The following is a 26,329-nucleotide window of genomic DNA, read 5'->3' on the forward strand; positions in this document are numbered from 1 at the left end:
TAGCATCAGGCTGAATATCCATGAAGAATGATATTCGCCTGATACTGTAGATCGTAGAGTTAATTCATCCGGTTAATTTTACCGAAATCATCATCCATTTTTTGCAGAAGTTCATCGACGCTGCGGGTAGCCGGATCGGAGACGAGGAAGAACGTCATATCCTGTCCGAAGGTAGTATCATACTGTCCATACCAGAGTGGTTTCACCTGGTTGTTGACCACTTTACCTGATTTGAAGATTTCCTGGAATTCGCTGGCAATCGGGTCTTGTTCCTTAGGTTTGATATCGTCAGAGATCGTGCTGATCGTCTGTACGCCATCTGCCCAGATCTGTGCACCTTCATCGGAAGCCATGAATTCGAAGAACTGCTTGGCAGCATCCAAATGCTTGGAGTTAGCGCCGATCATCCATGTATCATCGGTAGAATAAGTCATTACATTCTCATCCGGGTTGTCAGTCGCGGGATACATGAAGACACCGAAGTTGCCTTCCGGATTGTAACTGCGAATCGTACCGATCGCAAAGCTGCCCATAATATCCATAGCTGCTTTACCCTGTGCGAAATACTGCAGTGAACGGTCATAGTCGATATCTTTGGCATCTTTGTTAGCATGGCTGCTCAGTTCATTGAGACGCTGCAGGAAATCACGATAGCCCGGGATATCGGAGAATTTTTTCTCGCCGGACATGATCTGTCCAGGGTAATCTGGGTTATCCTTGAGCAGGTTGCCGAACATATCCGGGAACATGAAGCTCATGTAAGAAGCGCTATCTTTCCAGGAAGCGGCAAATGGCGTGATTCCTTTGGCTTCCAGCTTTTTGGTCACATCGACCAGCTCGGAGTAGATTTTAGGCACTTCTACACCTGCTTTTTTGAACAGGTCTTTATTGTAAATAACAGCGTTGGTCATCAGATCAATCGGCAGGCCATATACTTTGCCATCATAGGAGACATTGGGCAGGTAATCCGGTTTGACCCGTTTCATAAAGGATTCATTGGTTAGATCGAGGAAGGCACCGGACTTGGTAATATCGACCATTCCCTGAGGACGTCCAAAAATGATATCCGGCTGATCATCGGCAGCCACTTTCATTTTGATATTGTCGTTATACTTGTCTACCGGCATAACCTGGATATCAAAATTGATATTCGGATGAAGCTCGGTAAACGTGTCGGTCAGTTTTTTGAAGGTATCGACTTTGGGCTTCTCGACCATATAGTGTGTGACTGTGAGTGTTACTTTGCCATCCGCGTCACCATTTGAGCCCGAAGATGCTCCGGAATTGCCGCATCCTGCAAGACCAATCGAGCATACAAGCAGCAGTGATAAAAAGAATCCGGTTTTTTTCATTATTCAACCTCCAACAATGTATTATTGTAAGCGCTTTATTCGTGTATTATAGAATGCACCATCCATAATTTATATAATCAATTGGTTATAAATTTATAAAAAATATATTTTTATATTAACTATGAATTTAGTATTGAAAGCGTTAACATTTTGTAAGATAATGTCAGCACTAATATGAACGTGCAATGGAGGAGAGAGTTGTATACCCCTAGAATAATTAATAGATAACACGTATAAACGTATATTTGTACCAGCATATAGGATTTCTATTTTCAGGAAAATGAGGTGGTAGTTAATGAAAAAGATTCCTCTTTATAAACAGATCAAACAGCATATCCAGCAAAAAATCACATCCGGTGAACTGCGTTACCGTGACCGTGTACCTTCGGAACAGGAGATGATGGAAGAATACCAGGTCAGCAAAATCACTGTCAAAAATGCAATGATCGAACTGGCTGAAGAAGGCTGGGTCAAGCGAATTCAGGGGAAAGGAACTTTTGTGTCGCTGGAGCCGGGAGCACGTCCTCTGACAGCTACCCAGACAGGAACCGCTTATTATCCCTATAACCAGCATGCTGCTCCAGCTCCAGTAATTGGTCTGATTATTCCGACTATGAAAACACGCGTAATCCAGAAGCTGATCGATTATACAGAGTATTATGCCAACCAGGCAGGCTACCAACTTATTCTCCATATTACACGTGAATGCGCTACTAATGAGACGGAAGCGATTCGCCAGCTCACGGATCGTCATGTGCAGGGAATCATTGTTTTTCCAACCGAGGACGAGAAATACAGCGAATCACTGCTCAGGCTGTCGCTGGACAAGTTTCCTTTTATATTCATGGATCGGTACTTACGCAATATTGAGACATACCGGGTAACCTCGGATAACTTTGCAGGTGCCTACCAGACCGTATCGTATTTGCTGGAAAAAGGGCATCGGCATATTGCTTTGATCTCGCCGGACAATACGAATACAGCGATTCAGGATCGTACACTTGGACTGGAGCATGCTTATATGGATCAGCATATTTCGATTGATAAAAATCTGCTCTGCCACGTACCGCTGGATATTTTAAGAACAGCTGGAGCGCAGGAGTATGTAACTGATTTTTTGCAGCGTTATCCGTATATTACGGCAGTATTTGCACTCACGGCAGAAGCAGCAGATCTGACGCTGGCTTCTTTGCACAGGCTGGGCAGGGTAGAGCAGACCGAGATTATTTCATTTGATGATCCGGGCTTACCGGGTGTCGCCTGTATCATGCAGGATGAGCAGACGATGGCGATGTGGGCAGTCAAATTGCTGCAATCCCAAATGGAAGGAGAGTACAGCCCTCAGGAATATGTAGTTCCTGTACGGCTGAATTTTCTGGAAAATACACTATAAATTACGGTTATACGTAATATATTAATTAAATAAAGTGAAATAATTACAGTAAAGTTAGATTCAATGGGTACTTATACAGGTGAATGATTGCTAACAGATTGAAATATCAATATAGATGACAGGATAGGAGGAGTGAGAAAAATGAGCTGGGCTGAAGTAATCTCCCAGAGATACCGAGTGCACAAGGAATTCAAGGAAGAGATTGAGGAGGTACTGAAGTCATGCTTGCAGGAACTGGAGGATTTAAGTGTACCTACCAGTCTTAGTCTAACCAGCCATTACCCACTGGAGTGGATGGTTTGTATTGGTCTCAAAAAGTTTATTCTCAAAGGCGATGACATTTACCGTGCCAAGGAAATGCATGATGGCAATGGGCTAGTGCATAGTCATGATCGGGATACGCAGGAAGTCATACAAGAACTACTGTTGGAGGAATTCTCCAAAAAGTTCTGAATGATGAACATGAAATCCTGCGAGGCTAGTAGCAATCATTCGGCAACTAACTTCAAATAGACTACATATAGCATCCGCGAGGGTGCTATTTTTTTGTCGTATGATCCGGTATGCTGGCGACAATCAGGACAAATAGAGAAGATCTGCAGTACAGCTAGTCTGGAAGGCGCATCCTGGTTTATGTGAACAAAGTCGCGAAAATAAATAACAGCAGAATAGCCGTTTACGCCAGAGGGCAAAGGGTAATAATACACTGTAATATATTACATTATATGGAATATTACAAAATGACTTCAAGGAGTGAGCACAATGGCAAATGATAATGATAACAAAATGAACAGAGAAGAAGCAGGACGTCTGGGTGGCGAAGCAACTTCGAATAATCATGACAAAGAATTTTATCAGGAAATTGGCCAAAAGGGTGGAGAATCCACTTCTGAATCTCACGACAAAGAGTTCTATCAGGAAATCGGTGAAGAAGGCGGCAAGTCCCGCAGTGACTCCGATGGTATGAGCCGCGAAGACGCAGGACGTAAAGGCGGACAGACACGTTCCAATAATGATATTAATAATATTAATAACAACGACTAAGTACTGTTATGGATTAGATGATCCCAATCATATAGAAGAACTGAATACACAGCTAGAGTTAAACGGGCCGTTATCCTTACGGCTCGTTTTTTTGTATACATAGTGTTATGAGTCTATTCTGCCTATCGAGATCGCAAAAATTACTGCAGCTGTATATTTAAGGTTTATGAAAGGTTGGCATCAATAAGGTGTAAGGTTGCCCGCCTATACTTATCCTTGTGAGCACGAACAAGGAGGAATATACATGACTACTATGCTAAAAGCGGTAAACATTCAAAAAACATACGGCAGCCGGGGCAATCTCTATCCGGCATTAAACGGGATTGATCTGGAGATTCAAAAAGGGGAATTTATCGGTGTAATGGGACCTTCCGGAGCAGGAAAATCTACGCTGCTTCATGTGCTGTCCACTATCGATAGCCCTTCATCCGGTGAGATTCAGATTGCCGGTCAGCAGATTCTGTCCATGAATGACAGCCAGCTGTCCGACTTCCGTCGCGAGTCACTCGGATTTATTTTCCAGGATTATAATCTGCTGGATACATTGACCGTACAGGAGAATATTGCACTTCCGCTGGCACTGTCCCATGTGCCGGCGCGGGAGATCAAGCAACGTGTGCAGCAGATAGCGTCAACCTTTGGTATAGATGATTTGCTGGATAAATACCCGTATCAGATCTCTGGCGGACAAAAGCAGCGGGCCGCCGCTTCCCGTGCCATGGTGAGCCAGCCGGAACTGATTTTTGCAGATGAGCCGACAGGAGCACTCGATTCCAAATCAGCTGCCAATCTGCTGGATAACCTGGCTCTGCTGAATGAACAGGAACAGGCGACGATTATGATGGTTACGCATGATGCTTTTGCTGCAAGCTTTTGCAAGCGGGTGTTGTTCATTGTAGATGGATGCATAGCGATGGAGCTGCACCGAATGGATAGCAAGCGGCAGCTATTTCTGCAGCGAATTCTCGATGTGCTTGCTTCATTCGGAGGTGATCCGCAATGACGCTGCTCCGGCTGGCGAGTCGCAATCTACTGAATAATTTCCGCAGTTACTTTTTGTATTTTGCTTCGATGGTATTCAGTGTATTGATTTATTTTATGTTTGTCTCGTTAAAATATGACACTACGATCCAGCAGCAGGTAAGTGGATCGCTCAAGATTGGTTCTGCATTTAATGGAGCTTCGATTGTACTGATTATTTTTGTGGCTATATTCATCTGGTATTCGAACAGCTTTTTTACACGCAAGCGCAAAAAAGAAGTAGGTATGTATTCCTTACTCGGTGTAAGCAAAAAGCAGATTGGCTGGATGTTATTTTATGAAAATTTCATGATGGGTGTGCTTGCACTGGCTGTAGGAATCATCATGGGTGCTTTTCTGTCAAAATTCTTTGTGATGCTGTTAATGAAAGTAATGGGCTATGAAGCAATTGGGCATTTTGTGCTGTCTGCGCCGGCTGTTATCAATACAGGTATCGTCTTCCTCATTCTGATACTACTGACCTCGCTGCATGGTTACCGGCTCATTTATCGATTCCGGCTGATTGAATTATTCCAGGCCGATCAACGTGGCGAGTTGGCACCTCATGCTTCCCTGTTGCTGGCGCTGTTATCTCTGATCATGATCGGTACGGGGTATGGACTGGCTCTTCAGAATTATATGGAATCAGTCATCTGGCGACAGCTGGGATTTGTGATGACACCCATGTTAATTCTGATCCTGGTGATCTCCGGTACGTATCTGCTGTTCAATACGCTCACTGTGTATCTGCTGGGATTAATGCGCAGCCGCAAAAGCTACTTTTGGCGCGGGATTCATCTGGTCAGCATCTCTCAGCTGCTCTACCGGATCAGGGGAAACGCGATGATCCTGACAGTGATTACCGTACTTAGTGCCACTACACTGACAGCAGGAGGCATGGCATACAGTCTGTATTATCAAAATGAAAAGAGCATCTTGCTCTCCGATCCCAACAGTCTGATGTTTCTCTCGGGGGGCGATGCTGCAGATACCAAGATCGAACGATTGATTTATGAAAGTCGGGGAGTGGATGTACGTTATCATGAGAAGCTCTCTGCACTGGAAATGACTGTAGATATGAGCTCGATTCCCAGTGCGATTACCGGTTCCAAGCAGGTATTTACAGTTATTCCGGTGAGTAGCTATAACCAGCTGGCTGATTGGCAGGGGAACAAGGAGCAGCTGAATCTTCATGGTGAAGAAGCGGTAGTACTGGATGCAGGTTATTCACAGCAATTTTCACCCGCTTATCAAGGGGCATCGCTTCATTTGCATGCCGGTAAAGTTACTCGCAATATTCATGTAATCCAGCTGTGTCCCTATAATGTACTGAATTCAGGGATAGCAGGAACGGTCATTGTACTGCCAGATGAAGCCTTTACTATTCTGGCTGCACAGACGACTCCTGTACCGATGCAAATATACGGCCTGGATGGAGGTCGTCAAGAAGCTCGGCAGCTTGCAGATACACTAAAGCAGCATCTGTCCGAATCTTCCCATTTGTCCAGCCAGGCAGAAGATTATTCTGCAGGCATGCAGGTATTTGGAGTATTGATCTTTATGAGTGGTTTTCTGGGTCTTGTATTTCTGGCGGCGACAGGTAGTATTCTTTATTTCAAGCAGCTGACCGAAGCGCATGCCGAAGTAGATCGTTACGCCGTTCTGCTCAAGATCGGGGTCAAGCGCTCTGAGATCCGCAAATCCGTGTATCAACAGATGTTGTTTATTTTCGGACTTCCTCTAATTGGAGGGATGGCTCACTGCGTTGTAGCCCTCACCGGTATCTTCCGGCTGATGTCTGCCAATATAGCGGTTCCGGTGACCATCTGTATGGTGGTATATGGCATACTCTATCTTGTATATTACCTATTCACCGGTCATCAGTATTACCGGATTGTTACACAGTCCGCAACCCACTAAATGATATTCAAGGAGACTGAAAATGATGAAAAAATGGATGATACCCGTATCCGTAGTGATCGTTATTCTTATGGCAGGTGTTGTTATTCTTCAGAATGTTAATTTTAATCGTCTGGGCACAGATCACTATTATGTACACACCCAGGGACAAGGCAAGAAATCGGAAGACCGAACCAGTAATGGCGAGATTTATACCAGTTATGAATATACATTGCCTGCATCCGATACCGACGGAGCAGGGATGACGCTTACTTTTACTGCTGGCAAGCAGCTACGCGAGGGAGCCTGGCTGATGGTATATGTCAAAGATGGCGTAGTAACTTCCTATCAGGAGGTACAGCAGGCTGACGTGCCGGCTGCGGCGCAGAGCAAGTTGGCTGCGTCCAGTCAGGAGGGAACGCAGTGATTCCATCTATTCCGCAAAAAGAACGTATTGTCTCACTCGATATTATCCGTGGTATTGCCCTGTTCGGTATTTTACTAGTCAATATCAAAGGGTACATTGTCTATACAGAGGAGTTCCCATCTTTTCATGGTATCAACCACTGGCTGGAAATGCTATTTGATGTGCTGATCGAGAAGAAGTTTTTCTCTATATTTTCTTTTTTGTTTGGTGTAGGATTTTATATATTTGCTTCACGGGCAGAGCAGCGGGGAGATCGTCCACTATGGCGATTTACCCGCCGCCTGATAGCGATGCTGCTGATAGGTATTGTGCATCTATTCTTTTTCTTTGGCAGTATTTTGCCTGTATACGCTGTGGCAGGACTGGTATTGCTGCCATTTTACCGTGCTCGTGTGGTGACTATAGTCTGGTGGCTGATCGGTCTGGTGATTGTGTATGAAATGGGAGCAATCGCTGGCTTGCTGCTGCAGCTGAATGATATTCCAGGCCAGCTGGTGCTGCCCTGTCAGTATCTGAATAGTCTCAGCAACGATTTGTTATTGATTATCATTATGTTTATGGCTGGTTTTGCGGCAGCCAAGTCAGGCATGATCCAACATATGGATCGCTATCGTCATCGTCTGGGTCGCATCAGTCTGGGTGCGCTGCTACTCTTCCTTCCGCTAGCAGCCGGCAGTTTTTATACTGCTATCGTGTATGGATATGAGCTGGAACAGAATATGCTGAGGCTGGAAACGATACCGGGAACCGTTTTTTACCTGGCTTCGCTGTTTTGGATCATGAATTCGTCCCGGATGCAGCAGATGTTCCAGCCAGTGGCTCGTGTAGGGCAGATGGCACTGACCAATTATTTTACCCAGAATCTGATCGGTAATGCTATGATTGCCCTGATGGGAATGACTATAATTTCTCCACTGGCTTCAATAGGTATGGCACTGGTAATTTACGGTATACAAATGGTAGGGACATTGATATGGTTCCGATACTTTACGATGGGACCAATGGAGAAGCTGTGGCGATGGATGACGTATGGTCGTCAGTTGCCGGTCAAGAGTCAGGGTTGACGCTGTATAGTTATTCGAATAATCAGGAGGGGTGTCATGTCTGCAGCTGGCAGGAAAGTATTAATTATTGACGATGAAGAAGATATTCGAAAATTACTCCAGACTGTTCTGGACAAGGAAGGTATCCCGCAAGTGATAACCGCGGGAAGTGTGGCGGAGGGAATGCAGCAGTTCCGCGAGCAGCAGCCGGATCTGGTCCTGCTTGATATCATGCTGCCGGATGGAGAGGGATATGAAGTTTGTCGCCAGATCCGGAGCATCTCACGGGTACCGATTCTGTTCTTGTCCGCCCGGAATGAAGAAGTGGACAAGCTGCTTGGTCTGATGATCGGCGGCGATGATTATATTACCAAGCCATTCAGCCCGAGAGAAGTAGCTTACCGGGTAAAGGCGCAACTGCGTCGATCGGAATATTTGCAGCCGGAAGCCGAACAGGATTTCATTTTGGAAGCAGGTCCATTTGTATTCAATGAGCAAAAAGCCGAACTTGTCAAAAACGGCCGTATTATCGAACTCAAGCCCAAAGAGCTGGGGATGATGAAGTATTTTATGCAAAATATCAATCGGGTAATCAGCAAGGAAAGGCTGTATGATGTCGTCTGGGGAGAGGACTTTATCGGGATGGACAATACGGTAATGGTGCATATCCGCAGATTACGGGAGAAAATTGAAGAACAGCCATCCCAGCCGGAATATCTGATTACGATCAAGGGACTGGGCTACAAGCTGATGATCGGGGATTGATACATTATGAAATGGAAGCTTACCGGACGCTATCTGTTGTCTGTAGTGCTGGTCGTTATCGTGGTTGTAGGGATTAATCTGTTACTCTTGATCAGCGGTCTGATTATGCGCAGTGCTGTGCAGGTACCTCAGCTGCTGTCCAGTTCCACAGCAGCTGAAGAGTTTACCCGTTCTTTTGGCGATCAGATTGAGAGCAAGGCCGGACAGGTAAATATTACACCAGAAGGAAAGCACCAGCTGGAGCAGCAAAATGCCTGGGTGCAGATATTGGATGAGCAGGGCCGGCAGCTCTATACTTACCGAACCCCTGCCGATTTGCCGCAGGCGTATACGCCCGCCGAGATTATCCAGATGTACAAGTACAAGGAGCTGGATATGGAGACGACCCTGTTTATGGGCAGTCGGAGTGAAGGGACGCACAAGTACAGTTACTTTATAGGTATTCGTGACCGTAATTTAAGCCGGTATGTATTTTTCCTCGATCTGGGCGCTTTTCTGTCTATTGCCCATATTGGCACCTATATTATCGTGCTGGATATACTGATCGCACTGCTGATCGGTTGCTTTTTCAGTAAGCGGTTGACTCAACCCCTGTATGCATTAATGGATAAAATCAAACGGCTGGCGAGCAGTGATTATTATGTGGATGATGCTCCCAAAGGAATCTATGCCAGTGTATTCTCCAATCTGAACGATCTGTCCAACCGGTTGCAGGCCAACGAAGCAGAGCGCAGCAAGCTGGATCGTATGCGCGAAGAGTGGATTGCCAATGTATCTCATGATATCAAGACGCCGCTCGCATCCATCCAGGGATTTGCCGAGATGCTCCGGGATGCGGATTATCAATTCACGCTGGAGGAAATCCGCGAATATGCCGGGATTATCGAGAACAAATCCGTATATATCAAGGAAGTGATTGAGGATCTCAATCTCACCACTCGTCTGCGCAACAAGGTGCTGGTACTTAACAAGCAGGAAGTCAATCTGGTTAGTCTGCTGCGCAGTATACTGATCGATATCATGAATGATCCGCAGTATGCTGCGCGTGATCTGGAGCTGGAAGCCGGAGAGGAACCGATCATGAAGCACGTGGATGAACTACTGCTGCGCCGAGCCATCAACAATCTGGTGTATAATTCCATCCTGCATAACGAGCCGACCGTACAAATTAGAGTAACTGCCTATCAAGCCGAGCGGATTCATATCATTATCCAAGATAACGGCAAAGGAATCAGTCCCGAGGAGCTGGATCAGATCTTCAACCGATACTACCGGGGAACGAACAGCGGCGAAGCACACAAAGGCTCCGGACTGGGTATGGCGATTGCTAAAGATATTATTCAGGAGCATAACGGCAGTATTTCGATTCAGAGTACACCAGGGCAGGGAACACGTATCGAGATTGTTTTATAAAATGGTAAAGGATAGTCGGAAATTTCGTTGTAGGCTGTCCGTTTATTTATTTCCGCTTAGTTCCAGTTCAGATGTTCCTTCTCACACGTGATATTTAGTAGAAAGCAATTCTACAAAATGAAATACTTTCAGTACAAATGGTTGTATCGAAGCAGCTCCCAAACCAGAAGGGGATGGAGGTAATTGATACAGCCATTTTTGTTATGCCACCGTATAGAAGAATAAAATTGCAATCCTGTACTATCCATGTTATATTTTGACCAGAAAACCAAAATAGTTTTTTGGTCAAAATATAATATTAGATTAGATAAGTATAAGATCTATAGGAGTAAAAGTATGATAAAGCCTGGCAATGGCGGATGGTCTGTTGTGTACAGAAATGGAGGGAATCATGCAACAAATGGACGATATGGATCACACGATCAAACTATCATTTATGCTGGATCATTTACCTGAGGGAGGATATACACAGATGACCGATCATCGTTCAGATGAGAGATATATCAAAATTATCAATACAGCGCGGGAGGTATTCTCGATGCTGGGTTACAAGGCAACGACGGTTGACCGCATAGCCAAAAGCGCAGGTATCAGCAAGGGAGCGATTTATCTATTTTTTGAGACCAAGGAAGAGATTCTGATTGCAGTTATGGATAATTATATCCGCGAGATGATCAGTAATGCTGAAGAGGCAATGAATGGGGAAGGTACACCGACGGAGCGGTTATACCATGCCATTCATGCCTGTATTGTCTATCGCAAAAATCTCTGCATTGTCGACAAGCTGCTACTGGAACAGGGACAATTTGGCACACCGGTATCACAGAATGCATTGAACAAATTCAGCGAAGCAACGATCTTTTCCGTCCAGCAGTTACTGGACAAAGCCATCGCGCAGCAGCTGATCCGGGAGCAGAATACGCAAGTGGCGGCTTTTGCGCTGGCTCATCTGTATGAAGCGCTCACTTCGCAGTGGGAACTGAGCCATGAACCGCTGGAAGATAGTGTTATTTTTGAAATGCTGCGCAAAGTATTGATGTGATATACAAAAAGTGCAGCCGCCGGATGGGAAATAGTCATTGTACAGTGAAGGAGTTCATATACATGAGTAAAACATATCGTTCCATATGGATCAGTGGAGTTATGCTGAGTATGATGCTGACAGGATGTTCGGCAGCACCTGCTGCTGTTCATCCAGTCAATACGGTATCGCTGATCCAGGTCAAGGAAACACCACTGACGACTATTTATGATCTGTCAGGCACTCTGCAAGCCAGAACGTCTTCGCCGGTATCTTTTGAAATGGGTGGTACTGTCGATTCACTTGGCGTTGATATCGGAGCTACGGTTAGCCAAGGAACCATACTGGCCAGGCTGGATACCGATGATCTGGATCTAAAAGTAGCCGAAGCGCAGCAGGCTGTACAGCAGGCGGCTGCCGGTCGGAGCAGTGCTACTGCGTCGCTCAGCAATGCACGAGCTGTACGAACAGCCGCCGAAGCCAGTGTAGCAGCTGCTCAGGCGCAGGTAGAAGTTGCACGTAGCAAGCAGCAAGGTGTACTGGATGGAGCACGTAGCCAGCAGAAAGCCCAGGCCCGCAATGCAGTCAGCAAAGCACAGGCAGCCTATAATCAGGCTCAATCAGCAGCCAAGCGGGCAGAAGCACTGTATCAGAATGGCCTGCTTTCCCAGCAGGAAAATGAACAGGCACAGACGGCGTTATCCAATGCAGAGGCAGCATTGAACGATGCCAAAGAGCAGCTGTCCCTCACCCTGGAAGGCGCAAGTACTTCCGATCGTGCCAGTGCCGCTGCTGCGGTCAAGCAGGCCCAGGTTGGTATCGAGTCTGCACGTGCCAGCGTATCACAGGCAGAAGCAGGCATCCAGCAGGCAGAGGCTGGTGTCGAACAGGCCCAGGCCAGTTATGATCAGGCAAGGGTCGCGCTGGATCAGGCACGTCTTGCCCGCTCCAAGTCAATACTGAAGTCGCCTTTAAGCGGCGTTGTTTTGGACAAGACCATTAGTGCAGGACAGGTAGCTGGTGCAGGAACAAGCGCATTTACAATCGGCGAGATTGATCATCTCAAAGTGCTGCTGCCTGTACCGGATAGCGAAATCGGTCAATGGAAAAAAGGGCAACAGGTAAGTATTACACTCTATGATGAACAACGTACCGGTACAATCACAACCATTTATCCCAAAACCAACGACAATACCGGATCGATCAGTGTAGAAATACAAATTGCCAATCCCAAGCATGACTGGAAGCCCGGTCAGGTGGTCAAAGCTTCCCGCCAGATCGGAGCGAAAAAGGGGATTATGGTACCTATCGCCGCCGTGATCAGCACGGATGATGCTCCCTATGTATTTCGAAATATCAATAGCAAAGCAGTACGTACTCCAGTTCAAACCGGCAGTCTCTATAATAATCAACTGGTCATCACGAGCGGTCTGAAGCCTGGCGATCAGATCGTCACATCGGGAGCGGATCGGTTGTTCGATGGTGACCCCATTCAGGGACAGAGCCAGTCGTCTGCACAGGGGGCTGGACAGCAATGATTGAATATATTGTTAAAAAGCGCAAAATTACGCTGTTGTTCTTCGGCATGCTCATTCTGGTAGGGGCTGTTAGTGGATTCGGACTGCCCAAGCAGCTAATGCCTGATATTATCGTCAAACAGGCTACGGTCACTACTACGTATGCAGGAGCTACACCGGAACTGATGGAGACGACGGTAACCCGTGTACTGGAATCGAAGATCAAGGAAGTATCCAATCTGAAGACGGTAAGTTCCATCTCGGGAGCAGGTGTATCGGTTATTACGCTGGAGACCCAGCCAACAGCAGATGCACCGGCTGTATGGAATGAACTTCGCAAAAAGGTAGAAGACGCAGAATCCGATTTGCCGGATTCCGCCGACAAGCCGGTTATCAATGATAATCTGACCAAATCGTTTGTGCAGTCATTTGCCATTTACAACAAAGACTATAATCGTCTGCTCGGACTGCAGGATCTGATGACAGACTGGAAAGATCAGCTGCGTTCGGTAGAAGGCGTGACTGATGTAACAGTCAATGGACTGCCGGAGCAGCAGGTGCGTATCGAAGCGGATATGTCCAGACTTCAGCAGTATGGTATTCCCTGGGAAGCGGTTATGAAGGCTATCCAATCCGAGAATAACCGGGTACCTACGGGTACGCTGGACTACAAGGATCGCAGCTACCAGCTAAAAGTACCGCTGAATTATCAGGTGGATAGTCTAAAGGATATCGTGGTGTTCCGATCTTCCAAGGGAACGCCTGTATATCTCAAGGATGTAGCTACAGTCAAAATGACGACCGAAAAAGCCGAGTATATGAGCTATTATAACGGCCAGCCGTCGATCTCGATTCTGATTAACAGCGAAGTGGGTTCTGACGTGCCACAGGTCTATGAACGCGTCAATGCTAAAATGGCAGAGCTGGAGCCGACACTGCCTGCTTCTATGAAGATTACTTCGTTATTTGCCCAAAAAGACGAGACGGATCGCATATTTGGCAATCTGCTGCATGAGACCATGATTGCGATTGCTGTAGTTGTCATTGTATGTATGCTCGGTCTGAACTGGCTGACCTCATCCTTTGTCGCTCTGGCGATTCCGATCTCGGTTGCGATTGCGATGATCCTGCTGCCTGTAATGGGAATTACGCTCAATCAGATTACGGTGGTCGGACTGATTATTGTACTGGGGATTCTGGTCGATGATGCGGTCGTCGTTAATGACAATATTGAGAGGCGGCTGTCCGTGCTACGGGAGAATCCGCATGATGCCGCTATTCGCGGAACCAAGGAAGTAGCGATCTCGATTCTGACCGCTACTTTATCTACGATCGCTGCTTTTGCGCCTCTAATGTTCCTGAGCGGGGATGTGGGTGCATTTATCAAGCCGATTCCGGTCGTTATCTCACTGGCAATGCTTGCTTCTATGGCGATGTCGCTGACCATTATTCCGATTTTTCGGGAATGGTATGAACGCCGCAATCTAATAAAAGGAAAAAAAAGCCGCAGCGACAAGCCGGTTGGCCTGCTGGGCAAACAGATCCAGATGGCATCGGATGCATATGCCCACAAAATGATGCCGCGTGTATTAAAGCGTCCTACGCTGATTGCACTGCTTGGGCTGATTATCAGTACAGCCATATACGGATTGGCGGTATTTACACCTGTTCAGCTGTTCCCGCGCTCCAGCAATGCGGAGCTAACGATGGATATTACGATGCCTACCGGTTCGTCTATCAAAGATACCAACAAGACCGTACAGCATATTGCCGCTTGGGTCAAACAGCAGCCCGGTGTACAAAATATGTCCTATTCTGCTGGAGGAACAGCCCCGCCGCTATTTTATAATATTACGAATATTGCCAGTTTCTCGACCAACCATGCACAGATTCTACTTAAGGGAGACAATAATCAGCTGGACAGCACGCAGGCAGTTACCGATTGGCCACTGCTGCTCAAGCAGAAGTTCCCTCAGGTTAGCACCACTGTCAAGCAGACCGAATTGGGTATTCCGGTAGGTAAACCCGTCTCAATCCGGGTCACTGGTACCGATCTCGAAGAGCTGCGCAAGCTGACCGAACAGGTCAAAAATGTTGTTGCTTCCGCCAGTGGTACCAGCAATATTACAGACACTATGGGAATTCAGAATTACACGCTTGATTTTGAAGTCAACAAGCCTGCTCTGGATCGTTACAATGTGAGCTACGAGAACCTGACCCGTACACTGCTAATGATGGGAACGGGTGTCAGTGTAGGCGATTTTGATAATGGCAAGGATCTGGTCGATATCAAAATTTTTATGAAAGATGCCTCTACGGTCGATCCGTCAATTTTGTTCCAGCAGGTCAATGTGACTAACGCCGATAATGTACAGGTGCCGCTGTCACAGCTGGTTGAGATTCGTCCAGCCTTTTCGATCAAGCAGATTAATCACTACAATCTGTCACGTGTCAATACGATTGAAGCGGATGTAACCGGTCGTACCGCTACAGAGGTTATGAAGGATGTGAAAGCTGGACTGAACCAAATCCAGTTCCCGCAGGGATACTCATGGGAAGCAGGTGGAGAGACGTCCAAGCAATCGGATATCTTTATTGATCTGGCCAAGCTGTTCGCTGTCGTGGTTGTACTGATCCTGATCCTGATTACGATGCAATTCTATTCGCTGTGGATTCCGCTGATCGTGATGACTACAGTCTATCTGGCTGCGGCAGGTGGCGTACTGGGGTTATTTATCAGTCAGACGCCTATCGGCTTTATGTCGATTATGGGGATTATCTCGCTCGCAGGTATCGTTGTACGTAACGGTATTGTATTGATTGAATTTATCGAGGATGCCCGGAAGGAAGGAATGGAGATGAAGGAAGCGATTATTCAGGCAGCTTCTGCACGTTTCCGTCCGATTCTACTGACATCGCTTGCGGCGATTGTAGCACTGCTGCCTATGGCGACAGTAGGGGAAGAGCTGTTCCGTCCACTGGCGATTGCGATTGTGTTTGGACTGGTTTTCTCGACTATACTGACATTGTTCGTCGTTCCGTCACTCTATATGGTACTGGCTAGACGCGATGACACACGCAAAGCCCGGCGTGTGCAGGAAGAAACGCAGTATCAGATCAGGCTGGCTGAATCTGGCAGAGAAAAATGATCTACCTATAGCAGCAGAGAGCGCATCATTCTCCAATGGTTCCCATAATGCTGTGGATTGATATCCATTACGGCATGCCAACCAACGATTTGATCTACACTACGAAAAATAAAAAAAGCAATCGCTCGATCGCGGGAATGACAAAGCTGCTGTCATTTCACCAGATCGGGCGATTGCTTTTTTTGACATACTCTCTATCTTTGCCAGTCTTAACGGGAGATGCCGACAATATTAGTCACGACTTTTTTATCTTCCATATAAACCGAGAGATGAGTGCCGTCGGGACTCCAGCGGGTCGACTGATTATATTCCTGAATCTCGCTCGTGAGCGGAATCGTCTTGCCTGTACGCTGGTCGAAAATGTACAACCCTTTGAGACCCTGCTGACTCTCCTGATAAATAGTAAAAGCAAGCAACTCTCCATCAGGAGACCAGGCTGGACGTCCAAGCAGCGTTCCTTCGCCGATCGTTCCTTTGACTTTGCCGCTGCTATCGATTACAAGCAGCCGAAAAGGCTCTGACGTATTCCATTTGACCTCCTGGATAACGATAGATTTACCATCTGGAGCGACAGAGAAATCGGCGACATTGGAAGCAACCATGGTAGCCTGCAAGTCATCCGTCGTAAAGCTGTTCAGCGTAGTATATCCTTGACCGTCACTTGCCAGATAATAGATACGCTTGCCGATCTTCTCGACATGCTGGATGGCTTCGGTGGCATGAGGTTCATGAAATTTCAGTAGAGTGGAATTCCCTTGCAGATCGATCAATCGGACGCCGGTTCCTGTCGATCCGGCGATCAACTGCTCATTGTCTGCCCAGTGGACTTCATTTACCATATCCATGTCTCCGATTTTGGCAATTTTGCCGGTAGTACGGTTCAGGATATATCCATGAATCACATATTTATCATCTTCTCGGCCCTCTGTAAAATAAATATGTTTGCCATCGGGAGACGCTTCTGCCAGATACTGAGGAGCTTGGCGATCCGGCGTCAGGGGTGTGCTTTTACCGGTAGAGAGATGATAGACCAGCAGCCGATTATCTTTGTTAAGCAGCAGTTCATCGGGGCTGAGCCAGGTACGGGCGTATACATTATACAATGTATCAACAGAAGTCAGCATCACATTGGGCTGTTGTTCGGCAGAGGCGTCATCCGGTACCACAGTCAGCTGCTGTCCTGAGCTACCTGTTACGGTCGCATCGTTGCCGCATCCGCCAAGCAGCAGCATCATGGCCAGCATCGCACAACCTATTGCCGATACCGGTAATAGTGAAGTGTGCGACGATGAAGTATATTTCGTAGAAGATTGTCTGAAATTACGCATCGGCGCATCTCCTTTATTAGTAGACTGAAATTACTGTATGGTACATACAAGTCATATGCACAGCAGCATTACAGCCATCATACCCATCAAAAGTTGCTACAATATATCGAAATGTATCCAACTTGTAAATAAATCAATCTACAAACTTTCGTACAGCAACATACAAATGGTTCACTTCATGCTATCATTAGATCATGTATGACGCTTACATACAGCCAGCAGATCGTAGGATACTCTGGCTGGCGATGAACGCTGCACTGGAGGTGAATATATCCATGACGATTGAAGAGAGAAAGCAATTGCGAACAAAGCTGCTCCATGATCTGTATGATTACCACTTCGGCCCGGATGAGAAGTCTTATAATCTGCCTGGACCGAAAAAGAATAACGGTCCTCTTACGGACAAGGAGACAAGGCTCGCCTACGACTATCTCAGCAAAAAAGGATTGATCGAGATCAAGGATGTGGTCGGGTTTATCCACTTTTCGATTACGCCCTACGGGATTGACGTGATCGAAGAAGCTGCCGGCCAATCATGAGAATGTAATATATTCCCCAAGTCGCTCCCGCTTTTGCCGGAACGGCTTTTTTCATATGCGTGGCAGTTCCAGTATCATCTGGTTCCCTTCAGGATTGGATGATGCAATATACAGACGACCGCCCATCCGTTCTGCCAATCGCCGGGCGAGCGGAAGACCAAGTCCGGTCCCACTGCCAGTCCGCGAACGATCGCTGCTGAGTGTAGCATAAGGCTCGAAGACAGTCTCCCACTTTTCCATTGGGATATGTGGACCGGAATTGCTGATCACTATCTGTACATAACCTGTGGAAGTAACGGTATCATCGACCGGGGCAATATGAATCCAGCCGTTATCCGGCAAATTATACTTCACCGCATTATCCAATAGATTGAGTAAAATATGCATCAGATGTCCATAATCGGCTTGCACCTCTACAGCGACTGTTTCGGCGGTAAGCTTAATTCCGGCAGCAGCAGCCTTGCCGCGCGTGCGTTCGATTGCTTCCTGCAGCACGATATCCAACTGCAGCTGCTCGCTATTCATCTCGAAATCGTACTTTTCCAGCAGAGAGAGACGGATCGAATCCTCGATCAGGCTGATCAGCCGCCGAATCTCGGAAGAAATGCTGGTGCTTGCTTCATGAACCAGCTGGGGATCATCCCCATACATCTGTAGCAGATCGGCATAGGCCTGAATAGAGGTTGCAGGTGTTTTCAGTTCATGACTGATATTGCCGATAAATGCTTTTTGCAGCTGCTCCAATTCACTCAGACGTGTGACAGCCTGCTCCAGTTGCTGCTTCTCACTTTGCAGCTCCTGGATACTGCGACTGATTATGCCGCCCATATGCACAATACCATCACCGAGCTGCCCGAGTTCATCGCGGCGTCGCAGCAGGCTGTGCTGCTCGTCCGGATAATGACCGTTCGCTATTGAACGTGACTCGGCCATCAGTGTCTGAATATCCGAGGTCTGCCGCCGGATATAGATCCATCCGATTACAAAGCTCAGCAGCAGTACGACTGCTCCGGTCCAGATACACAGCAGCAGGGTATTATGATAAAAAGTCTGCTGCTCGAGAATCGATAGATGCAGCTGTACAGCACCGAGCAGCCCATCCGGTCCCTGTACCGGAGCCAGATAGAGAATAGAGGAACCCTGCGTAATATAGGCTGTTTTGCCTTGCAGGGCATACTGCAGTGCTGAGGTCACATCGGTCCGGCGAGCGAGTGGGAGTGAGTCGCCAACCAGCTGTCCGTGTGCATCATAGAGGATCACACGCATATTGCCGGACAGGCCCAGATCGACAGCCAGCTCGGAGCCGCGGCGCTTCATGAATTGCTCCGGGGTCAGACGAGTACCGGTGAGATATTCCTGGCGAATGCGCATCTCCATATTCTGACTCTGGTACTGCAATTGATATTCGGTCTGCTTCTGCTGATTGGCACGAATACCGGATAGAACGAGCGTACTGAGAATCACAATAGTAAATACAAGCAACGCTCCAAGAAAAAGCGGAAACTTCCAGCGCAGACTAAGGCCCTGGCGACGGTTTACTGCTGTATGAAATGAATCGGACGAATGCGTATTCCTGGCATTGTCATCCTGACGCTGCGTAGCAGAATCGGAAAAAGGAGAAGAAGGAGAGTGTCTGGTCATTAGACCGATTCCGCCTTGTAGCCAACTCCGTATACCGTCTGCAATATTCCTTGATCTTCACCGAGCTTTTTGCGCAGCCGCTGGATATGAATATCGACAGTTCGTGTCTCGCCGGGAAAGTCGATTCCCCAGACCAGCTCCAGCAGTTCCTCCCTGGTATAGACACGACTCGGATGCGTAACCAGCAGTGCCAGTAGATCGAATTCTTTGGGAGTCAGTTCGAGCGTTTGCTGTCCGGCTGTTGCCCGGCGGCTGGATAGCTGTACTTCTACAGCTCCCAATCGCTGCGGGCCGGGAAGCGAATCAGGGGTGTTTTCACGTTCCACACGCCGAGCCAGTGCTTTGATTCGCGCGATCAGCTCGCGGATATCAAAGGGCTTGGACACAAAATCGTCTGCTCCCAGCTCCAGGCCAATCACTTTATCCACGATATCCGATTTGGCTGTCAGCAGCAGAATACCCAGCCCTTTACGATGGTCGAGCTGTCTGCATACGTCATATCCGTCCATTCCTGGCATCATGACATCAAGTACCAACACATCCGGACGAAAGGTAGATACGCGTGCCAGCGCATCCCGTCCATCTTCGGCCGTTTCTACAATAAAATGTTCTCTTCGCAGTGCATAGGCAATCGAATTGCGGATACTGACTTCATCATCCGCGACTAGTATTTTTTTGGACATATTCATCTTCCTTTGATCTGAATGGGAGTGTTTTATTTATGGATTCCTTTGTTATACCATACACAGTCTTATCGTTAACAGGAAATGATCCATTTGGACAGAGAATGCATACATACTTCCTCGGGTATGCCAAGAAGCCCTGCTGCAGAGCAGAGCTTCTGTATGGTTGGACCTTTTCGATGATATACAAGATTGGTATCCAAATGATATCTGTTTACTCAGACAATCGCCAACCTTGCATCAAACCGCAATCGTCGAGACGAGATGGTTAATCGGTAATATTATCGGTATAATAGGCGATGATATCCTTACGGCGAATAATGCCGAGGAAGATTCCCATACTGTCGACGACTGGTACAAAGTTCTGATCAGCAGCCAGCGTAAGCATATCCTCCATATTGGCAGTAATCTCTACGCTTTCATTATGTACACGCCGCTGCAGCTGACTGATAGGGATATCACGCATTGCTTCAAAATTCAGGTTAAGCGAATTTTTTAGTTTCCAGAGAAGATCGCCTTCGGACAGGGTGCCCACGTATTTACCCTCTTCATCGATGATCGGGATCGCCGTATAGTGATGCCGTTCCAGATCTTCCATGGCCTCCATCATGGATATGGAGGAAGTTATATAGGCTACCTGCTCTTTGGGAAGCAGAAAGTAGGATATTTGCATGGGATGACACTCCTTTACATTGAATGTAATCAATAATAGTCTTATTAAACCACATTTTGGGGTTCGTGTGTAAAGGTTTACAGCTTTGTATCCACCATCACCAGCAGGAAGGAAGATTATACAGATTACAGACAGGACTATACTACACAAAAAAACGACTGTATACATACCTGTTTAATCCAAACAGCAAAAGAAAAATAAGCCGATTGTCTGGATATCTAACTTCATCTCGTCTTCAACTCAATCAAAAACAATAGATCCAAATGCTGGCTGTAATGTTGTATTCTTTGGCTATCCAGACATTATATTTACAAAAAGGAGAATAGGTATGACCATAATCTATACCGAATCACAGTTGATCCAACAGATTATCGATCTCCTGCAGTTAACAGATATCTATCAGGAGAATCATCCTGAAATGGTTGCCAGTGCATTTAGTCATACTTGGCGAGGGGATTTGGAACCTCATATTGAGGTGGAGCCAGAACGTTATCGTATTCAATTGTATGAGCGTGGCATATTGTCGGTTGATCGCCCTACTCTTGAAGCCGCGGATGTGATCTATTTTGTGCTGGAAGATATTATTTATGCGACGGTTCATATTGGACTGCTGCGCAAATATAAAGTAAATAATCGAGATCAGCATTTGCAATATACGGCAGATGTGCTCGCTGAGATTAGCGAAGGGGTGGATCATGCGTTTCACCAGATTGGCGGGATCTATGAACAGTGGCACCGGGCTGGCAGGCGCCATGAGCTATAACAAGGATACATACAGAAAAGGAGTGCAACTATGATCATAATGATCAATGGCGCGTTTGGCACAGGTAAGAGCACAGTAGCCGAGAAGCTCCATACTATGCTGCCCGGCAGTATGATTTATGATCCGGAGCAGGTAGGTTATATGCTTCGCGAGATCATTCCATCGGCTATCCAGCTTTCCCACGAGCAGACAGGTGATTTTCAGGATATGGATATGTGGCGATTGCTGGTTGTACAAGTTGCAGCGTCGCTGCGTCAGCAATACCATCGCCATCTGATTGTGCCTATGACCCTCTACAGTCAAGACAATTTCCAGTGGATTCAGCAAGGTTTTACAGAAATGGACCCACATACTTACCATTTCTGTTTGCTGGCTTCCAAATCGGTTATTCACCAGCGGCTTCGGGAGCGTGGAGAGGTAGAGGGCAACTGGTGTTTCCAGCAGACCAACCGCTGCCTGGAAGCATACGATGCAGGAGGCTTCGAAGAATATATTCAGACCGATCGGATGAGTATCCTGGATATCGCTCACTATATACAATCAAGGATAACCATCCCGAATGAATGAAAAAAAGCGGCTGAGCTCAGCCGCTTTTTTATGATATAAAATGCATCGTTGTCAGATTAACTTCGTCTATGATTTACATGTACAACCCAATGTACAACCATATCTATCTATTTGTTACTTCAGCATGTCTTTTTAAAAATCACGCAATTCATCAAAAAGGGCATTAAGCTGTTCCCTATTCATCGCTTTCGACTTATTATGCTCATTCAGACGCTGTTCTGCCTGATCCAGCAGCTGCTGCAATATCGTATCGATTTCTTCACATTCTATCGTTTCGATAAATCTTTTGCGTTGATCCATTTTGTTAAAAGTCATCGTGTAGTCGGTTACCATAACGGTTAGCTGCTCCAGGATAGAGGCATCTTCTGCTTCCATATCCAGTTTGCGAATACCTCTCAACACTTTTTTATAGAGCTGTGCTGCTTTGCGGGCATGTGCCGCAGTTATAGATTCACGACCCTCCCAATCCCGAAAAGGATTGTCCACATTTTCTTCCAGCCACTCCGGTTTACGGGGCTTGGTTACCGACAGATCCAGTCCGAGCGGCACGCGAACTTTATAGATTTTTTGGATATGTCTGGCTGCATCGGCTGGCAGACTGCTAAGCCATAGTCTTGACAGATGATGCAGCTGATCCGGCGTAGGGAATTCTTTGCCGGTAAAGCCGAACAGGTCATGCGTACTGAAGCTGGAGAGATCAGTTAGTTGTTGTAAGCTGTTCACATGGTGCAGCATACCTGGTTTGCCTTGGAGCCACAGCTGCTTCAGATGAGGGAAGCGCCGAACCAACTGACGGATATCCAGCTGCTCTATATTGTTGATATACAGACTTTCCAACTGTTCCAGCCCTTTAAAACAAAAAAGAATATCCGGATTATTTACAGACAAAGTCATACCCTGACCTTGATCAGGAGCCGTAATTGTCCACCGCGCTGATGGGTTGCCTGACAGATTCAACTGCGTCGTATTCTGGTTGACCATCAATTTCTTCAGATGGTTAACATGATGGATACTCAGATCGCTGATATGTGTACTTGAGAGATCCAGAACAGAGGGATACTCACCGGATAAGGATAATCTGATCCGAAATGGATTGCTGAGCAGGTAGGCGAGCAGTTCTTCATCATAACGGTTGGTATGAATCTCGGTCAGACATGGTAATTTTTTTAATTCTGACCAGTCCTGCAAGCCTTCTAGAAATGATTCGCTCAGGCGATGCGTGCGTCGAAGTACCGGTACTCCACCAATCTCCACTTCACTGTAATCGTCGGCTGCTTCTTTGAACTTGCGGCGCAGTGCAGGATCAATCTGTTCCCATTGATGCTGTCGGTAGACACTATTTCCATTGCTCCATCCGCCACCATAGCTATTGGTCTTCTGGGTGGTAAGCGGCGGAATATTACCCACATACATGTAACCATTGGGTACCTGGGCTTTTACATAGCTATGATCGAGCTTGTCATTCCAAAAGTAATAATTGCAGATCAGGGGCTTCATACGATACAGCTGATCGGTATCAGGCAGTTCCTTGCCGGTCCAATCCAGCGTCAGTACCGCGGCGAGCAGGCCAGTGCCTCCGGATTCATCTTCCTCATAATCCGTTACCTGACATGCGGTATACTGCTGAAGTTGCTTTGAATAGACACAATATATATCTCCGATTTGTGGGATCATGACGAATTCCTTTCTTTTCGAACTATATGACACATTGCCTTACAGTATAGTATGTACCGTTCCGTGATTTCAACACCTATGCATAGCAGGATTACCCGCAGATCGAGAAGAGTATACTTATTTATGAATAGATAGCCAAAGAATGACGTTTGCTTCCATTTTCGTTCTATCACAACCTCACCTCTTCGCAACTTCTTCGTACTTCTCAAAAAAGGGCCGTGTCAGTCACTAAGTGAATCAGTGTCTGACACAGCCCTTTTTCTAATGATTCCGAGTCGGTTATTAAATCTCCCGGTGAATTACCTGATTCTGTTCAGCGGCTTCAAATAATGTCTCGATCAGCACCAGTACACGATGAACTTCGGTATTTGGTACTGCTGGCTTGGCTGTACCTTCGAGTACAGCGACGAAATTATTATAGAATTCCTCGGGAATTTTCTCGGCACGTTCGATCGGACCACGAATCGTGGATTCTTCCGAAGGTGGAGCCATTGTCTTGGTCAGGCCGCGTCCTGCCTGAATAGGTTTGGGTTCCACTTTCTCGACATTCGGATTACTGCGCACGACTTCACCGCTTAGATCCCAATCCCGGATGACCGCGGTACCTTCAGAGCCTTTTACATACCAGCGCGGCAGCTTGATATAGTTGGTAGTACCGACTTCAACCAGCGCGGTTAGCCCATCTTTGAAACGGATAAAGGCAGTGAATCCGTCGTCGACTTCGGTATCCAGAATAGTACTCAGGTGGGCAGATACGCTGTCGATCTTACTGTCAGTGAGTAGCAGCAGCTGATCCAGCAGATGCACGCCCCAGTCCAGCAGCATACCGCCGCCATAGGCTTTGAGCTGACGCCAGTCACCAGGAATACCGTTTGCGCCCTGTACACGGGATTCCACGTGGAATACATCTCCGATCGTATGCTTTTGAATAAGTTCACGTACAATGAGGAAGTCTTCGTCCCAGCGGCGATTCTGGTGAACCATGAAGACGCGGCCGGTTTCTTCGGCTACTTTCATAATGTCCAGCAGGTCGGCACTGTAAATGGTAACCGGCTTTTCGCAGATCACATGTTTGCCGGCACGAAGTGCTTCAATAGCCAGATCTTTGTGCACATCATTGGGTGTAGCGATCAATACAATGTCAACGTTCTCATCAGATAGTACAGCCTGCATACTGTCATAGGTCTCGTACCCTTTGCCTTTGGCCAGTTCCATACGATAGTCGGCAGTATCAAACACCCCGAAGACATTCAGACGATCTGTTTTCTCTATCAGTTGTCCATGGTAGCTGCCCATGCCGCCATATCCGACAATGACAAGATTGTAAGCCGATTTGGTTTCCATAGTATATTGGACTTCCTCTCTGTATTTGATTAGATTCATTGTACTCTTTTTCCAAATATTTCAAAAGAATGATTCTACAATTTGTAGATTGGCAGGTCTACAGGCTAATTGTGCGTGCAATCAGCTGCCGCAAGTCAGCGATACGAACAGGCATGGATGCTGTCGAGTGGCTCAGCATATCCAGCAGAGCGATCAATTCCTGCAATCTGGACAGTAGACGCCACTGTTCATCCAGCTGTCCACCAGCCTGACGATAAGCCTCGATAAAGTGCTGCTCGTACAGTGACTGTTCCTCTTCATAACGCAGCATATTGCCAATATCCACATACCGGCTGCCCGAAAAAGCAAACTCCCAGTCCAGTACAGCCGATACCTGAATTCCATTCGAATCCGGTATCATCAGCACATTAAGACCATTAAAATCCGAATGTACCAGTATCGGCGTCTCCACGGTACCGGAGAGTAGAGGAGCATGCAGCAAGCAGAAATCCCATAGCGCTTTCTGCTCCGCCTTGTCCAGCCATTGACCGGCTTGTTCGGTCTTCACACTATCTGTAATAAAGGAAAGAAATCCGTCCGCACCCATTTCCAGAGGATGGGCAATATGCAGATCCGGTGCCAGAAATCCATGGCTCGCAAACTCGTATTGGTGGATGCGAGCCAGCACGGTACCTACTGCTGTCGCAGCATCAGCAATTATCTGATTGTCGGAAGATTGCAGCAGATCCCGTAGCAGAACCCCTTCTTTCCATTCCAGAATAGCCCATGGCTGCGGGAAAAGGCTGCCACTTGTATCCAGATGAAGATAGCGGGCTACCGGAACATTAGCGTCTATTCTCTCGGTAATTGCTCGTTCCATCAGGGCGACATCAGCATGACCGGCCGAGATACGCAGCAGATAATGAGTGTCTGCATGTTCCATCCTTATTTTGTAAGTTCCGCTGCTAAGTCCGGTACCCGTGCGCTCCGCCAGGAGCAGCCTTTGCTCGGGAAAAGCAGAAGCTATCATTTTTTCCAGCTGTGGCTTTGCCATTTCTCTGGCGCCGGAGGCATGTTCCCAGTTTGTTTTCATTG

23 protein-coding genes are annotated in these 26,329 nt (G+C 47.0%); 15 read left to right on the forward strand and 8 right to left on the reverse strand.

What is annotated here, in order from left to right; genetic code table 11:
• Positions 1 to 59: 59 nt before the first annotated feature.
• Entirely contained in the window at positions 60 to 1,352 is a 1,293-nt protein-coding gene (locus H065_RS0110615; protein WP_017813035.1) for an ABC transporter substrate-binding protein, read from the reverse strand.
• Between the two features lie 295 nt (positions 1,353 to 1,647).
• On the opposite strand from H065_RS0110615, the gene H065_RS0110620 reads away from it, so the two are divergent.
• The 12 genes from H065_RS0110620 (at position 1,648) to H065_RS0110675 (ending at position 16,043) form a co-directional block, all read left to right on the forward strand.
• Positions 1,648 to 2,745 (forward strand): GntR family transcriptional regulator, encoded by a 1,098-nt coding sequence (locus H065_RS0110620; protein WP_017813036.1) that lies wholly within the window; start codon positions 1,648 to 1,650, stop codon positions 2,743 to 2,745.
• Positions 2,746 to 2,886: 141 nt separating this feature from the next.
• The gene (locus tag H065_RS0110625; RefSeq protein ID WP_017813037.1) at positions 2,887 to 3,198 is read left to right on the forward strand and encodes a hypothetical protein; all 312 of its coding nucleotides are present in this window, start codon (positions 2,887 to 2,889) and stop codon (positions 3,196 to 3,198) included.
• A gap of 309 nt (positions 3,199 to 3,507) precedes the next feature.
• Complete coding sequence (locus tag H065_RS0110630) at positions 3,508 to 3,789, forward strand: KGG domain-containing protein (protein ID WP_017813038.1); 282 nt, start codon at positions 3,508 to 3,510, stop codon at positions 3,787 to 3,789.
• Positions 3,790 to 4,033: 244 nt separating this feature from the next.
• Complete coding sequence (locus H065_RS0110635) at positions 4,034 to 4,792, forward strand: ABC transporter ATP-binding protein (protein ID WP_017813039.1); 759 nt, start codon at positions 4,034 to 4,036, stop codon at positions 4,790 to 4,792.
• Positions 4,789 to 6,729, forward strand: a complete 1,941-nt coding sequence (locus tag H065_RS0110640) for an FtsX-like permease family protein (protein ID WP_017813040.1) — start codon at positions 4,789 to 4,791, stop codon at positions 6,727 to 6,729. The genes H065_RS0110635 and H065_RS0110640 overlap by 4 nt, the downstream gene beginning before the upstream one ends.
• 22 nt (positions 6,730 to 6,751) lie before the next feature.
• Positions 6,752 to 7,135: a YxeA family protein gene (locus H065_RS0110645; protein ID WP_017813041.1), complete on the forward strand. Its 384-nt coding sequence runs from the start codon at positions 6,752 to 6,754 to the stop codon at positions 7,133 to 7,135.
• Positions 7,132 to 8,199 carry a DUF418 domain-containing protein gene (locus tag H065_RS0110650; RefSeq protein WP_017813042.1) on the forward strand — a complete coding sequence of 356 codons (1,068 nt, stop codon included), beginning with the start codon at positions 7,132 to 7,134 and terminating at the stop codon, positions 8,197 to 8,199. The genes H065_RS0110645 and H065_RS0110650 overlap by 4 nt, the downstream gene beginning before the upstream one ends.
• Positions 8,200 to 8,235: 36 nt before the next feature.
• The gene (locus tag H065_RS0110655; protein ID WP_017813043.1) at positions 8,236 to 8,943 is read left to right on the forward strand and encodes a response regulator transcription factor; all 708 of its coding nucleotides are present in this window, start codon (positions 8,236 to 8,238) and stop codon (positions 8,941 to 8,943) included.
• A gap of 6 nt (positions 8,944 to 8,949) precedes the next feature.
• Entirely contained in the window at positions 8,950 to 10,356 is a 1,407-nt protein-coding gene (locus tag H065_RS0110660) for a sensor histidine kinase (protein WP_017813044.1), read from the forward strand.
• 391 nt (positions 10,357 to 10,747) lie between these two features.
• Entirely contained in the window at positions 10,748 to 11,398 is a 651-nt protein-coding gene (locus H065_RS0110665; protein WP_193746775.1) for a TetR/AcrR family transcriptional regulator, read from the forward strand.
• A gap of 62 nt (positions 11,399 to 11,460) precedes the next feature.
• Positions 11,461 to 12,915 (forward strand): efflux RND transporter periplasmic adaptor subunit, encoded by a 1,455-nt coding sequence (locus H065_RS0110670; RefSeq protein ID WP_017813046.1) that lies wholly within the window; start codon positions 11,461 to 11,463, stop codon positions 12,913 to 12,915.
• Entirely contained in the window at positions 12,912 to 16,043 is a 3,132-nt protein-coding gene (locus tag H065_RS0110675) for an efflux RND transporter permease subunit (RefSeq protein ID WP_017813047.1), read from the forward strand. Before H065_RS0110670 ends, H065_RS0110675 begins: the two co-directional genes overlap by 4 nt.
• A gap of 209 nt (positions 16,044 to 16,252) precedes the next feature.
• Here the strand turns inward: H065_RS0110675 and H065_RS0110680 are convergent, their stop codons facing one another.
• Positions 16,253 to 17,371: a WD40 repeat domain-containing protein gene (locus H065_RS0110680; protein WP_152425872.1), complete on the reverse strand. Its 1,119-nt coding sequence runs from the start codon at positions 17,369 to 17,371 to the stop codon at positions 16,253 to 16,255.
• 194 nt (positions 17,372 to 17,565) lie between these two features.
• Between H065_RS0110680 and H065_RS0110685 the strand changes: the two genes are divergently transcribed.
• Positions 17,566 to 17,910, forward strand: coding sequence for a hypothetical protein (locus H065_RS0110685; RefSeq protein ID WP_238557933.1), 345 nt, complete (start codon positions 17,566 to 17,568; stop codon positions 17,908 to 17,910).
• Between the two features lie 51 nt (positions 17,911 to 17,961).
• Here H065_RS0110685 and H065_RS0110690 read toward each other — a convergent pair whose 3' ends face one another.
• From H065_RS0110690 to H065_RS0110700, 3 genes are all read right to left on the reverse strand, one after another.
• Positions 17,962 to 19,551 carry a sensor histidine kinase gene (locus H065_RS0110690; RefSeq protein WP_017813050.1) on the reverse strand — a complete coding sequence of 530 codons (1,590 nt, stop codon included), beginning with the start codon at positions 19,549 to 19,551 and terminating at the stop codon, positions 17,962 to 17,964.
• A complete protein-coding gene (locus tag H065_RS0110695) occupies positions 19,551 to 20,234 on the reverse strand; it encodes a response regulator transcription factor (RefSeq protein WP_017813051.1) in 684 nt (227 codons plus the stop codon). Before H065_RS0110695 ends, H065_RS0110690 begins: the two co-directional genes overlap by 1 nt.
• Before the next feature lie 268 nt (positions 20,235 to 20,502).
• On the reverse strand, positions 20,503 to 20,907 hold the full coding sequence (locus H065_RS0110700) for a CBS domain-containing protein (protein ID WP_017813052.1): 405 nt from the start codon (positions 20,905 to 20,907) through the stop codon (positions 20,503 to 20,505).
• 328 nt (positions 20,908 to 21,235) lie between these two features.
• On the opposite strand from H065_RS0110700, the gene H065_RS0110705 reads away from it, so the two are divergent.
• Together H065_RS0110705 and H065_RS0110710 are read left to right on the forward strand one after the other, a co-directional pair.
• Positions 21,236 to 21,670 carry an Imm63 family immunity protein gene (locus tag H065_RS0110705; protein ID WP_017813053.1) on the forward strand — a complete coding sequence of 145 codons (435 nt, stop codon included), beginning with the start codon at positions 21,236 to 21,238 and terminating at the stop codon, positions 21,668 to 21,670.
• A gap of 30 nt (positions 21,671 to 21,700) precedes the next feature.
• Positions 21,701 to 22,237, forward strand: coding sequence for an AAA family ATPase (locus H065_RS0110710; RefSeq protein ID WP_017813054.1), 537 nt, complete (start codon positions 21,701 to 21,703; stop codon positions 22,235 to 22,237).
• A gap of 132 nt (positions 22,238 to 22,369) precedes the next feature.
• Here H065_RS0110710 and H065_RS0110715 read toward each other — a convergent pair whose 3' ends face one another.
• The 3 genes from H065_RS0110715 to H065_RS0110725 all read right to left on the reverse strand — a co-directional run bounded on the left by H065_RS0110715 (position 22,370) and on the right by H065_RS0110725 (position 26,327).
• Positions 22,370 to 23,911 carry a hypothetical protein gene (locus tag H065_RS0110715; RefSeq protein WP_017813055.1) on the reverse strand — a complete coding sequence of 514 codons (1,542 nt, stop codon included), beginning with the start codon at positions 23,909 to 23,911 and terminating at the stop codon, positions 22,370 to 22,372.
• A 282-nt stretch (positions 23,912 to 24,193) separates the two neighbouring features.
• On the reverse strand, positions 24,194 to 25,255 hold the full coding sequence (locus H065_RS0110720; RefSeq protein WP_017813056.1) for a Gfo/Idh/MocA family protein: 1,062 nt from the start codon (positions 25,253 to 25,255) through the stop codon (positions 24,194 to 24,196).
• A 97-nt stretch (positions 25,256 to 25,352) separates the two neighbouring features.
• On the reverse strand, positions 25,353 to 26,327 hold the full coding sequence (locus tag H065_RS0110725; protein WP_017813057.1) for a phosphotransferase family protein: 975 nt from the start codon (positions 26,325 to 26,327) through the stop codon (positions 25,353 to 25,355).
• Positions 26,328 to 26,329: the final 2 nt, after the last annotated feature.

This window comes from Paenibacillus shenyangensis, from assembly GCF_000346635.1.
Classification (GTDB): domain Bacteria; phylum Bacillota; class Bacilli; order Paenibacillales; family Paenibacillaceae; genus Saccharibacillus; species Saccharibacillus dauci.

Bases quoted from the DNA above. Each gene is read 5' to 3' on its own strand.
- H065_RS0110615 (WP_017813035.1), bottom strand. From the start codon at position 1,352: ATGAAAAAAACCGGATTCTTTTTATCACTGCTGCTTGTATGCTCGATT.
- H065_RS0110620 (WP_017813036.1), top strand. From the start codon at position 1,648: ATGAAAAAGATTCCTCTTTATAAACAGATCAAACAGCATATCCAGCAA.
- H065_RS0110625 (WP_017813037.1), top strand. From the start codon at position 2,887: ATGAGCTGGGCTGAAGTAATCTCCCAGAGATACCGAGTGCACAAGGAA.
- H065_RS0110630 (WP_017813038.1), top strand. From the start codon at position 3,508: ATGGCAAATGATAATGATAACAAAATGAACAGAGAAGAAGCAGGACGT.
- H065_RS0110635 (WP_017813039.1), top strand. From the start codon at position 4,034: ATGACTACTATGCTAAAAGCGGTAAACATTCAAAAAACATACGGCAGC.
- H065_RS0110640 (WP_017813040.1), top strand. From the start codon at position 4,789: ATGACGCTGCTCCGGCTGGCGAGTCGCAATCTACTGAATAATTTCCGC.
- H065_RS0110645 (WP_017813041.1), top strand. From the start codon at position 6,752: ATGATGAAAAAATGGATGATACCCGTATCCGTAGTGATCGTTATTCTT.
- H065_RS0110655 (WP_017813043.1), top strand. From the start codon at position 8,236: ATGTCTGCAGCTGGCAGGAAAGTATTAATTATTGACGATGAAGAAGAT.
- H065_RS0110660 (WP_017813044.1), top strand. From the start codon at position 8,950: ATGAAATGGAAGCTTACCGGACGCTATCTGTTGTCTGTAGTGCTGGTC.
- H065_RS0110665 (WP_193746775.1), top strand. From the start codon at position 10,748: ATGCAACAAATGGACGATATGGATCACACGATCAAACTATCATTTATG.
- H065_RS0110670 (WP_017813046.1), top strand. From the start codon at position 11,461: ATGAGTAAAACATATCGTTCCATATGGATCAGTGGAGTTATGCTGAGT.
- H065_RS0110675 (WP_017813047.1), top strand. From the start codon at position 12,912: ATGATTGAATATATTGTTAAAAAGCGCAAAATTACGCTGTTGTTCTTC.
- H065_RS0110680 (WP_152425872.1), bottom strand. From the start codon at position 17,371: ATGCGTAATTTCAGACAATCTTCTACGAAATATACTTCATCGTCGCAC.
- H065_RS0110685 (WP_238557933.1), top strand. From the start codon at position 17,566: ATGTATGACGCTTACATACAGCCAGCAGATCGTAGGATACTCTGGCTG.
- H065_RS0110690 (WP_017813050.1), bottom strand. From the start codon at position 19,551: ATGACCAGACACTCTCCTTCTTCTCCTTTTTCCGATTCTGCTACGCAG.
- H065_RS0110695 (WP_017813051.1), bottom strand. From the start codon at position 20,234: ATGTCCAAAAAAATACTAGTCGCGGATGATGAAGTCAGTATCCGCAAT.
- H065_RS0110700 (WP_017813052.1), bottom strand. From the start codon at position 20,907: ATGCAAATATCCTACTTTCTGCTTCCCAAAGAGCAGGTAGCCTATATA.
- H065_RS0110705 (WP_017813053.1), top strand. From the start codon at position 21,236: ATGACCATAATCTATACCGAATCACAGTTGATCCAACAGATTATCGAT.
- H065_RS0110710 (WP_017813054.1), top strand. From the start codon at position 21,701: ATGATCATAATGATCAATGGCGCGTTTGGCACAGGTAAGAGCACAGTA.
- H065_RS0110715 (WP_017813055.1), bottom strand. From the start codon at position 23,911: ATGATCCCACAAATCGGAGATATATATTGTGTCTATTCAAAGCAACTT.
- H065_RS0110720 (WP_017813056.1), bottom strand. From the start codon at position 25,255: ATGGAAACCAAATCGGCTTACAATCTTGTCATTGTCGGATATGGCGGC.
- H065_RS0110725 (WP_017813057.1), bottom strand. From the start codon at position 26,327: ATGAAAACAAACTGGGAACATGCCTCCGGCGCCAGAGAAATGGCAAAG.